Origin of the sequence: Lacticaseibacillus pantheris DSM 15945 = JCM 12539 = NBRC 106106 (assembly GCF_001591865.1) — a bacterium.
In the GTDB taxonomy this organism is placed as follows: domain Bacteria; phylum Bacillota; class Bacilli; order Lactobacillales; family Lactobacillaceae; genus Lacticaseibacillus; species Lacticaseibacillus pantheris.
This window is the reverse complement of the sequence record NZ_BCVS01000064.1, coordinates 1-14,184: the sequence shown is the minus strand read 5'-3', so window position 1 is coordinate 14,184 and position 14,184 is coordinate 1. Positions and strand designations below refer to the sequence as shown.

At 49.0% G+C, this 14,184-nt stretch carries 12 protein-coding genes; all 12 read right to left on the bottom strand.

Annotation, left to right across the window (positions count from 1 at the left end):
• Window positions 1-186: 186 nt before the first annotated feature.
• On the bottom strand, window positions 187-1,467 hold the full coding sequence (locus tag LPA02S_RS07690) for a D-alanyl-D-alanine carboxypeptidase family protein (RefSeq protein ID WP_054650887.1): 1,281 nt from the start codon (window positions 1,465-1,467) through the stop codon (window positions 187-189).
• Between the two features lie 80 nt (window positions 1,468-1,547).
• The gene (locus LPA02S_RS07685; protein WP_476737418.1) at window positions 1,548-2,750 is read right to left on the bottom strand and encodes a sensor histidine kinase; all 1,203 of its coding nucleotides are present in this window, start codon (window positions 2,748-2,750) and stop codon (window positions 1,548-1,550) included.
• A gap of 116 nt (window positions 2,751-2,866) precedes the next feature.
• Window positions 2,867-3,553, bottom strand: a complete 687-nt coding sequence (croR, locus tag LPA02S_RS07680) for a response regulator transcription factor CroR (RefSeq protein WP_054650885.1) — start codon at window positions 3,551-3,553, stop codon at window positions 2,867-2,869.
• Window positions 3,554-4,198: 645 nt separating this feature from the next.
• Window positions 4,199-4,918 (bottom strand): hypothetical protein, encoded by a 720-nt coding sequence (locus tag LPA02S_RS07675; protein WP_056956227.1) that lies wholly within the window; start codon window positions 4,916-4,918, stop codon window positions 4,199-4,201.
• Between the two features lie 69 nt (window positions 4,919-4,987).
• A complete protein-coding gene (locus LPA02S_RS07670; RefSeq protein ID WP_054650882.1) occupies window positions 4,988-5,467 on the bottom strand; it encodes a DUF8821 family protein in 480 nt (159 codons plus the stop codon).
• Window positions 5,468-5,601: 134 nt separating this feature from the next.
• Window positions 5,602-7,086 carry an IMP dehydrogenase gene (guaB, locus tag LPA02S_RS07665; protein WP_056956229.1) on the bottom strand — a complete coding sequence of 495 codons (1,485 nt, stop codon included), beginning with the start codon at window positions 7,084-7,086 and terminating at the stop codon, window positions 5,602-5,604.
• A gap of 379 nt (window positions 7,087-7,465) precedes the next feature.
• Window positions 7,466-8,881 carry a 6-phospho-beta-galactosidase gene (lacG, locus tag LPA02S_RS07660; protein ID WP_056956231.1) on the bottom strand — a complete coding sequence of 472 codons (1,416 nt, stop codon included), beginning with the start codon at window positions 8,879-8,881 and terminating at the stop codon, window positions 7,466-7,468.
• 20 nt (window positions 8,882-8,901) lie between these two features.
• The gene (locus LPA02S_RS07655) at window positions 8,902-10,641 is read right to left on the bottom strand and encodes a lactose/cellobiose PTS transporter subunit IIB (RefSeq protein ID WP_056956233.1); all 1,740 of its coding nucleotides are present in this window, start codon (window positions 10,639-10,641) and stop codon (window positions 8,902-8,904) included.
• 30 nt (window positions 10,642-10,671) lie between these two features.
• Window positions 10,672-11,025, bottom strand: a complete 354-nt coding sequence (locus LPA02S_RS07650; protein WP_056956235.1) for a PTS lactose/cellobiose transporter subunit IIA — start codon at window positions 11,023-11,025, stop codon at window positions 10,672-10,674.
• A gap of 5 nt (window positions 11,026-11,030) precedes the next feature.
• Window positions 11,031-11,903 (bottom strand): PRD domain-containing protein, encoded by an 873-nt coding sequence (locus LPA02S_RS07645; RefSeq protein WP_056956237.1) that lies wholly within the window; start codon window positions 11,901-11,903, stop codon window positions 11,031-11,033.
• Between the two features lie 256 nt (window positions 11,904-12,159).
• Window positions 12,160-13,029 (bottom strand): PRD domain-containing protein, encoded by an 870-nt coding sequence (locus tag LPA02S_RS07640; RefSeq protein WP_054650878.1) that lies wholly within the window; start codon window positions 13,027-13,029, stop codon window positions 12,160-12,162.
• A 287-nt stretch (window positions 13,030-13,316) separates the two neighbouring features.
• A complete protein-coding gene (locus LPA02S_RS07635) occupies window positions 13,317-14,021 on the bottom strand; it encodes a DUF1129 domain-containing protein (protein WP_054650876.1) in 705 nt (234 codons plus the stop codon).
• Window positions 14,022-14,184 lie beyond the last annotated feature (163 nt).

The following is a 14,184-nucleotide window of genomic DNA, read 5'->3' as shown; positions in this document are numbered from 1 at the left end:
GGAGCACCCCACGTATGCCGCAGCTCACCGGGCCGGCCTACGCTGCCGTCAACCACTACTGTAGCAATCACGGCGTAGGGCACGTAAGCCGCAGCCCCAAACCCCACCCGCGTGTTCGTACCCACCAACCGCTACTACGGCGAAACAAAAGCGCCCCAGGACACGAGTCCCGAAGCGCTGTGGTGGTTAGAATAAGTTGCTGAAGAATTCGCCGATACCGCGGAACAACAACCGGAAGAAGCCGGCCTTCGCATCCGCCGTCTTGGTGGTCACCGCTACGCGACCGCTGTTGCCGTCAACGTAGCCTAGGCTATCGCCCTTAACCTTCACGTTCAGTGTTCCCGCCGTCGCACCCTTCTTCACTGGCGCCGACAGCTTCTTGCTCGTGTACGTCTTAGTCACATCAGCGCTGGTAGTGCCCGTTGGGACCACCGTCTTCAACGCTTTGCTAGTACTAATGGCCACCGTCTTGTCCTTACCCTTATCAACGGTCGCCGTACTGTGGTCCTTAACGGACTCACCCTTCTTCACCAGGGTAGCGGTCTGCCAGTTGTGCACCACGTAGCTCATCAGCTTGGCGGTCTGCACAAAGCGCTTCGTTGTCCCGGATCCATTAGCATGCAACACAACGGTAATCATACGCATACCGTTAATCTTCACGGTCCCAGTAAAACAATCACCCGCCGCATCACTGGTACCGGTCTTCAAACCGTCAACCTTCAGCTTCGAGTAACTGGCAACTAAGCCCGGCAACATCCAGTCCCAATTGTCCATATCGGTCGCGTCGTTCGTGCCCTTACGGAAAGTGGCCTTGGTGATGCTGGTGGTCTTGAGAACATCAGGATAGTCCTTTAACAAGTTGCGCGCCAGGATTGCCATATCCTTTGCGCTCATCTTGTTCTCGGCATCCTTACCCGTACCCGCAACCATGTTGCTACCCAAGTCGCTGTTGTTCAGCCCGTTGGCGTTCACAATCGTAGCGTCCTTGATGCCCCAGTCTTGAAGCTGGGTGTTCATCATTTTAACGAACTTCGTCTGGTTACCAGCAACCACGTCGCCCAGCATCATCGCCGCCGCGTCCGCGGAGTAAATCAAAGTTGCCTGGTACAATTCCTTCACCGTGTACTTTGCGTCGGTCCGCAGCGGTACGTTGGAGAGGTCCCGATTTTGGCTCAAAGCAGCCATGGACTTACTTGGTGATATGGTATCCGTCCACTTAACTTTGCCCTGCTTAATGGCCTGACGGAGTAAGTAAACCGTTAGTAGCTTGGACATTGACGCCACCGGCAGGGATTGGTCAGCGTTCTTGGCGTACATAATCTTGCCGCTATCCGCGTCAATCGCAATTGCGGCAGAAGCGTCAATATCGACACTAGTCGCAGCGTGGGTGGTCGCGGCCGGCGCCACTACACTGGCCACCGTTATCGCCGCCAACAGTGCCACAACCACTTTGAAAAATTTCTTCATCGTTTTAAATCTCCATCTTTCATTACAATTTACGGGTCTAACCGACGGAATATGTATCCGCACCAAAATGTGCGGCGACGTTAATGCGCTTCACCAGCCGGTGTTGCGGCACTTGTGTTCGTCGTTAAACCCTGTTTTCCATTATGGGCCAACTGCTCCCCGATACGCAACGGCAAATGGATCACAAAACTAGTCAATTTCGGGCTGGATTCCGCGTAGATGTACCCACCATGCAAAGTCACGAAACTTTGCGCAATGGCCAGGCCCAACCCGGAGCCCCCGGTTTCCTGGGAACGGCTTTCTTCCACCCGGTAAAACCGGTCAAACAACTGGCTGAGTGAATCGTTGGGAATTTCTGCGCCATCGTTCGAGACGTGCACCACGACCTCGTTACCAATTTTTTCACTATTGAGGTAAATGTGTTGTGCACCCTTACCGTACTTCAACGCGTTCACAATCAAGTTATTGAAAACCCGGCCGAGCTTGTCGGTGTCGGCTTCCATCATGAGCGGCTTCGGGTCACTATCCACGATAAACTCGATGTGCCGCTTCTCGGCCTCCAACTCGAAGCTGGCGGCCAACTGGTCGAGCATCGCCGCCATGTCGAAGCGTTGTGCGTTCATCTTGGTGGTTGTCTGGCGGGCCTTGGTGTACTCAAAGAGGTCTTCAACCAGCACCTTCATTTGCTTAGACTTCAAGTATGCCGTATGGACGTACTTTTGCACGTCGTCCTCCGAATGGTACTGTTTGTCCTCAATCAGGCCCAAGTAACCGATGATTGAGGTCAGCGGCGTGCGAATATCGTGGCTCACGTTGGTAATCAGCTCGTCTTTGCTGGCCTCAATCCGCCGTTCCTCGTTCATCGACTCCACGGTGGACTCTACTAGCGCGTTGATACTATCAACCACCCGCTGCAGGTCCGAGTTGACGGCCAGGTGAATCCGGTGGTCCAAGTGTCCGTCCGCAATGTAGTGTAACTCGCTGATGACGTGCCGCATCTGCATCTGGTGGTAACGCCGAATCAGCCGCCAGTAAACCACGATGGCGTCCGCCACGCCCATCATGCCGATGAAGAGGTTCTCCCAACTCCACAGGTGCCAACTGTGCTCCGGTCCAAACGCCAGCGTACTCTTGATGGTGAAGATGGCCTCCTGCCACTGCGGGCTACTAGCAATCATCTGGTTGATCATCACGACGATGGCAAAGTTCAGCAGCAACAGCAAGATGACGGTGACGACACCCTCAATGAGTAATTCAGATTTTTCCTTCGCGGTTAGGCGGATCTTTTCGCCCATATGCTTCTCCCTCAATCAAAGGGGTCGTGGCAGACACCCGTGCTACGCCAACACAACGGTCCGCGTACCCCACAGAATCATGCCACAACCCCAGCGTAAATCGTTTAGGCTTCGACTTTGTACCCGACACCCCAGACGGTCTCAATGACCTTTTCGCCGCCAGTGGCTTCCTCAATCTTGTCGCGCAGATGGGAAACGTGCACCATGACGGTCTTCGCCGACACGATTGACTCCTGCTGCCAAACCCGCTCGAAAATCTCATCCGCGGAGAAAACGCGGTTCGGGTGGCTAGCCAGCAAGTACAGGATGCCAAATTCCAGTGCGGTGAGCTGAATTTGCTTACCGGTCAAAGTAATTACTTCGTGGCTATCCTTGTTAATCTTAAGCGGACCAACTTCCAGAGCGTCAGGCGCATTATTTTGTACCTGGCCTTCGCTACGACGCAGTAAGCTCTTCACCCGGGCCATTACTTCCAGCGGGTTGAAGGGCTTAGTGACGTAATCATCGGCACCGGTGATGAGGCCCTGGATCTTGTCCATGTCGGCAGTCTTTGCCGACACGATAATGATCGGAATCTGGCTATCTTTGCGGACTTCTTTGACCACGTCAATACCGGACATGTTCGGCATCATAATGTCCAGGATCATCAAAGCGGTATCGGGATTGGTGGCCAACTTGGTAATGGCCTCCTTGCCGCTGTATGCCGTGAGGGGCTCGTAGCCCTCGTTAGTGGCGTAAATGCTCAGCAATTCTACGATTTCTTTATCATCATCAACAATCAGAATTTTCATAATTAATTTGGCTCCTTATCGAAACACTTTTATAGTTTGATTCTAGCAGAATGGTGCGGCAATGCTACGGATAGGGGGGAGCTTAGGATAAGTTTAAGTGAAGAGAGAGCGGAGCAGGCCATTTAGAAGGCAGAGTATAAGTAACTCTAACCGAAAGGCCCGGGCTTGGCCTTTTGGTTAGAGTTGCTTATGCGGCGTCTTCTGGCCTGCGCAGCTCGTTTAGAGAGCGGAGCAGGCCGTTTAGAAGGCAGAGCATAAGTTACTAGCGCCGGAAGGCCCGTACTTGGCCTTTTGGTGCTAGTAGCTTATACGTCGCTTTCTGGCCTGCGTAGCTCGTTTAGAGAGCGGAGCCCCGCGGGTAAAAGCCAGAACGTAAGGCGGTTCGGCGGAAGGGCCCGTTCTTGGTCCTTTTGCCGAACTGCCTTACGTGGCGGCTTTTGCGGGGCGCAGCTCGTTTTCATACGCACAACTAACGCGCGAACACAGTAGCATTCCCATACAGTCCCTTGCAAAAGGAGCCACGTAGCATCTCAACCCATCCAAGCCTAGGTCTGCATTCTATAAACCTCCCGCATAAAAGCAAAGCGGGAGCCAACACGGCGGCCCCCGCTGACGGTTAGTGACCGCCTACTCATTCAGTTTAGGTTAATAAACCGTCGCAATACGGCCATCCTCGTACACGTAGAATAAGTGTAACATCTCAGTACTGCCCTTAGCGTACCCGCCAACTTGGTAGGCAACCTGGTCGTACGCCGTCGTCTTACCTGCATACTTAAAGGTGTCAATATCACTCGATTTCTGGTGTGGATGCTTCTTGAAGTACTGCTTCACAATCGCTACCGCAGTGGCCTTGCTACCACGCGTATACTGCTTAGCGCTACTAGACTTGCTGGAGGCCTTCTGACTACTTTTCTTAGCCACACGTTTCTTCGCACTACTTTGCTTGCTGCTCGACTTCTTAGTGCTACTCTTCGACTTACTACTCGACTTAGCAACCACGCTACGACTGGATTTGCTTGAAGACTTAGCCTTGGTACTTTTGCTGGACTTCTGCGCCACTTTGCTGCTACTCGTCACAATCGCATCGCTGCCCGTCAGCGCCTGCTCCGCACCGATACCCCAGTGTGGCAAAACGCGGTCGTACACCATGACTAGCGCAAAAATAATTGCCAGCGCCAATAACACTTTGCGGGTGTACAGGACAATATTACGCGTCCCAAAGCGGCGAACCCGATCGCTCCGGCTGTTAGCCGCACGCATATACTCGTGGTAAAAACGAATGATGACCCATACCATTAAAACTACGAGTACAATCTCGCGCAATAACATGTTATGGAAGAAAAAATTAAATAGCCAGATCCACATGCTGTTGGACCTCCCGGATGTTTATGCTTACCCAACCATTATAGCAAAAACAACTCCGTCCGCGGTCCATTACTGAATTGCCGGCGTACTGTATTCACCCTTAATCACAAAGTAGCTACCGCGAATCGTACCGGCCAGCTTGCTTCTCTGCCGCACGAACTTAAACTTATCCGCCAGCGATGCCGGAACGTCCATACCGTCGCTGAGCTTGAATCCGACTGCCCGTTTACCACCTGCGGCCTGCTCGTACAGCACATTCACACACAACCCATTCGCATAGATTACGTACGTCCAGTCAGTCCCATCTACGGGCGGTTGCGCAACCTCCAACGGCTGTGCCGTTATTGTGATATCCCGCTCCGCCAATACGGTATTAACGTAATCCACAATCGCCGGCTGCTCACTGGCAGGGTACGTGATAAACGGCACTTTGTACTTGTTCCAAAAATAACGCGCTTCATTCGCCCGTAACCCCGCTAGCGCCGATGCCACCGGCGAACTGGTTAAACCAACTTTAGAAACATCCTTCAAATCAACCTGATACGCCATAACCGCCCTCCGTTTTAGGCATAGTATGGCACACCATCAAAGACGTGTAAATAACATCAGTGCGTTAATCCGCCGTCACGCCGACCGAATAAAAAAGGCGCGCACCTTTGGGCACGCACCTCGATTCAATATCGTTACTTGACGCTGTAATTAGGTGCTTCTTTGGTAATCTGAACGTCGTGTGGGTGACTTTCCCGCAACCCGGCGTTAGAAATTTGCATAAACTGAGCGTTGTCATTCAGGTTCTTGATGTCGGCGGCACCAACGTAGCCCATCCCGGAACGCAAACCACCAATCATCTGGAACAACACGTCACCGGCGGAACCCTTGTAGGCCACGCGGCCCTCGATACCTTCTGGTACCAACTTGTTCGCTTCGTTCACACCAGACTGGAAGTACCGGTCAGAGGAGCCGTGGGCCATTTCCATGGCGCCCAGGCTACCCATCCCCCGGTACGTCTTGTAACGACGACCGTTAAAGAATTCCAGTTGGCCTGGGGCTTCATCAGTACCGGCCAGCATTGATCCCAGCATGACCGCGTTACCACCGGCGGCCAGGGCCTTGACGATATCCCCGGAGTACTTAATCCCACCGTCAGCGATGATGGTCTTGCCCTCTTTGCGCGCCACACTGGCAGCGTCATAAACGGCAGTCAACTGGGGAACGCCAACACCCGCAACGATACGGGTTGTACAAATCGAACCGGGACCAATCCCCACTTTGACAACGTCCACGCCGGCATCATACAGCGCCTGGGTCGCTTCGGCCGTCGCCACGTTGCCGGCAATCAGCGTCACCTTAGGGAAGTGAGAACGAATCTCGGCGATCTTGCGCAGCACCCCAGCGGAGTGGCCGTGAGCGGTGTCAATCACAATTGCGTCCACCCCGGCGTCGAGGAGCGCCTGGGCACGGTCAAAGGTATCACTGGTCACGCCAACCGCGGCCGCAACCAATAGCCGTCCCTGTGCATCAACAGCGGCGTTCGGGAATTGGGTCACCTGACGGAGGTCCTTGATGGTGATCAGACCCGCCAACTCGCCGTTTTGATCAACTAATGGCAGCTTTTCAATCTTGTGTTCTTGGAAGAGTGCCTCTGCCTGCTCCAAAGTTGTACCTACCGGAGCGGTCACTACGTCCTTGGTCATCACGTCCGCAATCGGTACGTTTCGGTCAGCGACGTAGCGCAAATCCCGGTTGGTGAGGATTCCGACCAGATGGTTATCATCCTTACCCGCGACGATGGGAACACCGCTGATGTGCTCCGCATCCATAGTCGCAGCAGCTTCCGAGACGGTCTGATCTGCCGTTGCGGTGAAGGGCTTGCCCACGATACCATTGACTGCGCGCTTTACAATCGCCACTTCCTCGGCCTGAGCCTCAATGGACATGTTCTTGTGGATGACCCCCAAGCCACCCTGACGCGCCATGGAAATCGCCATGGCGCTTTCGGTGACCGTGTCCATCCCCGCGCTGATAATTGGGATGTGCAAGTGAATATTGTCCGCCAGGTCCACGGATAAGTCGACTTCATTTGGGAGCACGTGGCTCTCAGCTGGTATTAACAAGACATCATCAAACGTAAACCCACGCCGCTCAAACTTGGTATCCCAATTAGTCAATTTATTAACCTACCTTTTTTAGAATTGTAGTGAGTTTAGCACCTTAACACCCGCTTGGCAATTATGCCCGTTATTTAAGCGGCTAGAAGCGAACATTAGCGGATTATGGCGCGGATTTAATCGTTCTGTTAACTACGTCTTAGCTTCATAGATGGACTTCCGTTTAGCCAGGCACATGAAACTTGGCACCTAATTCAGTTCAGCAAAAGTCATGGGCAACTTCAAAAACAAAGTATAAAGACTGCATCATCCCTAGTACCGTCACATACTATATCGGAACCATCATCCCCAAAAGCACTGCAATTATTCAAAGTATTCATACTATCAAAAAACGTAGCCAATGCGGCTACGTTCAAAGGGGTGATCTTCATAATCGAATCTACATAGTATCAGCGAGCGCCTTAAACCATTGGGCACTCTTTTTTACGTGGCGTTTCTGTGTGTCAAAATCAACATAAAACAAACCATATCGTTTATTATAGCCATTCGCCCAAGAGAATTGATCCTGCAACGACCAAACAAAGTAACCCTGTACATCAACGCCTTCGCTCCGGGCTCTCAAAACAGCGTCGACATGCTGATCAATATAATCAATTCTTTTATCGTCCTGAATAATGTCCTCGCCGTTGTACTCTTCCTTAAGGCCGAGTCCATTCTCAGTAATATAAATTGTATGACTGTTAGGATATTCCCTAGCAACCCGCTTGAGAATGTCATAAAGCCCCTCTGGGTAAATATTCCAATCCCAGTCAGTTGTGGGAACTCCAGCCTTTGGCACCAACTGACCTACGCCGTGAAAGCTAAACGACGTCGTGCCCTTTTCTCCTGTGCCATTAAACTCGTTACCACTAGGTCCATCATATGCCTGAATAAATTGAGATTGATAATAGTTTAAGCCAAAGTAATCATTCCTTGTTGACGCCGCCTTAAGAATTTCCATGTCATCTCTCTGAATATCCAGATGTGCATCATTCTTCGACAAAATTTCATTAATCAATGCCATTGTTTCGTCAGAGTATTCGCCCAGGAAAGTACCATCTAACAAGAAGCGATTAATAAACGCATCGTACAAATCAGCAGCGTGCTGATTTTCCTTTGTATTGGTGATCGGATAAATTGGCTGCAGAACATGTATCAGCCCAATACGACCATCTAGGTTTAACGACTTATACAAATTAACCACACGGGCGTGAGCAAGTAATTCATTGTGCTCTGCTTGAATAGCACTACTAATGTCAAAATGATGATTTGGCGGAAAATTACCAGCAACATATTGCGATAATGCTAATGAAATTAACTCGTTCACCGTGAACCAGTTCTTAACCTCTGTAAATTCAGTAAAACAAAACCTGGCGTAGTCCACAAAGTGGTCAATATTTTTCCGGTTAAGCCAATCTCCAGCATCAAACAGGTTCTTGGGAGAATCAAAGTGATGTAGTGACACGTAAGGCGTTACTCCGTGATCAATACATTCTTTAAATAGTCTATGGTAGTAAGCTACGCCCTTTTCATTTGGCTCACCATATCCTTGTGGAAATATTCTGGTCCACGCAATGGAAACCCTTACCGCATTCAGGCCATAGTCCTGAGCTAGTTTAATATCAGTTGGATACAAGTGGTAAAAATCACTAGCTGGATCAGGAGAAAAACGCCCCTGCTCTTCTAGATAGTCGTCCCACATCGTTTTGCCTTTACCATCTGCTTTGGTCGCCCCTTCAACTTGATACGCCGCAGTGGCGCCACCCCAAACGAATCCTCGCGGTAAAGTCGTTACTCGATTTAGTAAGTCTGACATTATTTGATTTTCCCCTTTCATTAGACTGCTGCCGGAGATTCTGGAGTATGCCCACTATCTACAGCACCATCGACACCCTTTAATCTATTAACGATAAAGTCTAGTGCTTTATCTGCATGGCGAGTTAAATCAATATACTGTTTGCCTGTAGTAGTAATCATCTTTACATCCGCCTTATCGGCTTCAGCCTGTAATGAGTCACGCATTGCGTCCATTTGTGGTGCTAAAACAACGACATCCATATCCGGTAGCAGATCGCCATGTGCACCGTAAGCTGCAGCCGCAGCTTCTACTGGCAGATCGTCTTGTTTTGCCATCTTGTTTAAAGAGTTGGCCAGAATTCCACTTGTACCACCACCAGCGCAAATAACTAAAATGTTAAGATCTTTACCGTCCTTAGTAATACTTAATGGTATTGCGCCACTATCAACGGCCACAGGGGCATCGTTATTCTTCTCGGGCTCAATTGTATCAGCACCCGAGGACGCCTCTTCTGCCACTTTTTGTGCATCGTAAACCTTGAAGAACGGATAGTAGCACACAAAATCCAGCACCAATATAGCCGCAATTAATACCAAGGATAGAGCTGCAAAGCCAGTGCCCATATACAGCCCAATTGGACCTGGAGTAGTCCAAGGTAGGTTATAGATAAAGGCATTCATGCCTAGCACATCAACAAAGAACTTAAACAACCACACGTTCAGGATTGGTGTAATTATGAACGGTAGGAAAAATATGGGGTTTAGGATTAATGGAGCCCCAAACAAAATCGGTTCATTCACCCCAAACGAGACTGGAATTGCCGAAGCTCGACCAACAGCCTTGAGTTCCTTAGACTTTGACATCAACGCGAACATGTACGTAATGATAAGGGTCGCACCAGTACCACCAATAGTGGCAACAAAATATTGTGTTCCTTGTGCAAGGATATTGGTTGCATGCGCACCCGCTTGAAACGCATGTAAGTTAGCCTCAACATTAGTTAAATAAATAGCGGTAACGGCTGGTTCAACAATTGATGGGCCTTGGATACCGATAAACCAGAAGAATGCCATGGCACCATACACGATTGCTAGTCCAGCATACCCATCAGCGGCAGTGAATAACGGTGATAACGCCTGGATAATCCACGCTGCCAGGTTAGTGTGAGTTAAGGTCCGGAATACTACATCGAATAGCCAGAAAAATGTTGTGGAGAAAGCAAATGGAATAATGTTCGTAAACGCTGAAGAAATATTTTGTGGTACCTGTTCAGGCAATTTAATCGTGATATGGTGCTTAAAACACAGGTAGTAAATATTCGGAACAATAAAGGCAACTAGAAAGGCACAGATTAATCCCTTAGTACCCATATATGCTGTACTAAAATACAATCCTTCCTTGTTAGTAAACGGATCGACTGCAACTAGTAAGAAACTAATTTGTGCGCCAAACATCACCGCCGCCTCTGGCATTTGATCAACCTTAGGGAGACGGACATTCTTACTACGCGTTAATGCTCTAGCGACATTGGCCGCGGCCATCAGGGACAATACACCCATGGAAAAGTTATATACCTTATTCAGGGAGTCGCTGACTCCCGTCGGCCAGTAAAAGCCCCAAATATTTGGTACATCTGCAACCAGAATAAAGATACTAGAAAAGATAATAATAGGCATTAATGAGATAAACCCATCACGAACTGCCTGCAAGTATATATTTGCTGACAATTTCTTAAAAAACGGCTGGGCTTTCTCAATTTGTTTAACAATCCAGTTCATAACCAAACCTCCTTGGCTTTGACAAGTGGATTAGACATTTTCTGCGAGCCCTAATTTTTTCTCAACCTTGGCAATACGTTCATATTCATCGATAAAGAAATTGACTTCATCCTTCAATAACATTGTGGTCATTAATGTATCCTGACCATGGACCATAATGAAGGTGACATCCATATTTTCGCCACCGGCCTCCTTACTTAATAATTGTGTTTGCTCATTATGTGCATCGTTAATTGACTCCTCAGACTGCTTAACTAGCTCACGGGCTTTATCAAACTCGCCCTTACGTGCATTATCAAGTGCGTGCAGCAACGCAGTTTTAGCATCACCCGCATAAGCAACAATCGCAAACCCTGTCATTGAAATTTCTTCCTTTGTAGCCATCATAATCACTCCTTAAAATTTTTTTGTGGCTCTTCACCAAGTAATCTCTGAATATGAATAATGAAATACAGACGTTCATTATCACTGATACCGGCAAAGAGTTCCTGTTTAATTTGCTGGAAAATCTCCAGACCAATTGCATAGGATTGCGGATACATTCGCTGATAATCAGCTTCAACTTCTGGAGCCAATTGTGCCTGATCGGTTTCTAGCCGCTTGATTCTTTCCACGAGGTACTGCAAATGAATCATGAAGCGGTCATAGTAATTGCTATTAGCCGTAGAGCGATAAATTCCGTGCTGATTCAGAACTTGTAAAACAATGTTGTTGACCATTTCGGTGGTCGTTTTTCCAAATTCCGTCTCTTTATCGCTTGTCTCATCACCCGACGCATTAATAAAATGCAGCGCTAGACTTCTTACTTCGGTATCAGGAAAGCTCACGCGTAAATTTCTCCTGATAATGTTCAGTGCATCCCAAGATACGGAGTATTCATCGGGATAATGCTGGCTTAGATCTGGAACCATACTCTTTTGGTAAGTACCCGACTGTACACGTTTATACGCTCCAAAAATATGATCACTAAGAGTGATGTAGATGTAATCAAGAACGCGAACATGATATTTGTTCCTTGCCATATCGATAATTTCATAGGTGGTCGTCACAATATCAATAGGAATATCCTTGAGTAATAAGTCTAAATTTTCCTGAGCAGTAGCAGTGTTGAGGTACAAGATTTTTTCGATTCGGTCGGCCGCAACTGGATCACCTTTCCTCTTGTTAAACGCCACACCCTTCCCCTTCACAATTGCTTCTCGATGATCATCAATGTTAACTAAAGCAGCATTGTGATTAAGTACTTGGGCTATGCGTAGCATTCCTCTCATCTCCGTCCCTAAAAAGAGTAATAAAAAAGACCACAAACCGAGCGCATTAGCGCCGTTGGTTTGTGATCATGCCTGACTTAACAGTAACACTCACTAATATTCCTATCGACAAAGTTAGTGTAGCGCTTACAATATTATTTGTAAACGCTTTATTATTAAAAAAACGTAGTCTCTTTTACTATTTTGACTCCCGCATCCAATGTCTAAAGTTGTCAACAGTGTTACTTGCATTTTTAATAACAGACTGTCATCCTGCCGACCGGCCAACCCTACCCGCTTCGCCCGTGACCCTTTGAACATGTAACGCGAGGTACAACAACTCGCATTCGTTGACCATTCCCCCGAGTTGTTCAATAACTAGGGCAAATATTTCCCGGGCAATAGTTGCGGCCTTGGGGTATGTCTGTTCAAAAACCCTCATCATGTCAACAACTTCACCGTAAACTAACGCCGCACGTTGCCGTTGTCTGTCAGCTAAATACTGAATGTGCACTAGCAACCGGTCGTAAGCGTTCGCCGTTACTGGTGTCCGCATCATCCCTTGGTCCCGTAGCGTGCTCACAATACTTTGATTTAAAGTCCTAACCTGGCGGTCGTCCAACAGTGTGGCCCGTGAACGGTCACTCGGTCGCGGAACCATTTGCTGGGCGAGCGTCCGCACCGCCGCCCGAGGCCAGGACACACCTAAATTTTCCCGAATGATGGCAAAGGCCCGCTGTGCCACGGCAAATTCCAGTGGGTAACGATCCACAGGCAAGTAAGAGTGCGGGGCCTGAAAGGTGCCCCCGGATACTTGGTCGGATACATCCAGGATATAGGCGGCAACCGTTGCGTACTGGTAATCGGCAAAACACATGTGCAAAGTACTACTAGCCATCGCCAACACTTCATAGGTGGTAGTGACTACTGGTAACGGCAGCTCCTGCAAAACCCGGTGCAACGTAGTTTTGCTTGTATGCAGGTCCAGGTAGTCGATCCGCTCGATTTGACGCGCCCACAGCCGGTCACCACGTTGATGTTGCCGCTTCAACGATTGCCCGTAAACAATAGCCTGCCGGTGGTCGGTCATTGTGACCATCGCCGCATTATCATTCAGCACCTGTTGAATAATTATCATACCGATTCCCCCCGTATCTTTTTGAGTATCACTTAACTATTATTTTACGGGGACCAGCAATCAATAACTATATATTGGTTATAAATAAATCTATCATCCGCCAGGTTGTGGCATTAAGTGCCGACATATCAGCAATATCCGTTAATTACAAAACGGCCGTTTGTGCGTATTGTTACAACAATCATCATCACTCAATTATGCATCAATAAATATTGGTATCAATCCGTACGACAACAAGGGCCGCAACCAAACTGGTTGCGGCCCTTGTTGTTTTCAAATGGATACTATTACTGACGTGGTAATGGTGCAAAGAAACTACGCAGGTGGTAACGTGACTTCAGCAGGTAGTGCACACCGTAAGCAATGACCGCCAGGATAAACAGACCCCAGTTGTTCATTGGTGATGTCAGGAACGACTTGACCATCGTCAGGTACGACGATGCCAGCGACGCAAAGATTATCAGGATAATCCCACCAATGGCAATAAACCAGAACTTAGGCCGCTCGCCTTTGGGTGTCAGGCTCCACTGGGTGTAGTACGTAAATACCAGCGCCGCAACAAACGACATGATTACCAGTGAGGCAAATCCGCCGCCCTGGTTGGAAGAGACCTTTGAGAAGCTACCAATCAGGCCGTACAGTACCGCAAAGATGGCCAGGAACGTAAAGCCCAGATCAGCCGTAGAAATCCAAAACGGTTGCTGCTGAATGGGATCCTTGGGCCGCGCCGTTGCGGCCTTACTCCCACCCTCAACGGCGGGACCAAATAACTGGGTTGCAGGCTTGCCTTCCTGTTGGCCCTTAATCATCTCGGGCAGCATCTTCTTCAAGGCGTCAGTTTCCTTTGCCTCATCCGCGCCACTGTCCTTCATCGAACGCCGGAACTTAACGACGTACTCCGCATTTTTCTTTGTCAGCTGCGCCAGCATCTCGTCAACCGTTTGCTCCAGTTCTGCCGGTTGCTGTGCTTGCTGTTTTGCTTGTTTTGCCACTGATTTACCCTACTTTCATGTCATTATGATGCGCTATTTATGTGTTGCGAGGGCGGTGCTACCCGCGTTACTCTTGCGTATGAAAACGAGCTGCGCAGGCCAGAAAGCGACGTATAAGCTGGTACGAACAGGAAGCCAAGTGCGGGCTTCCCGTCCGTACCAG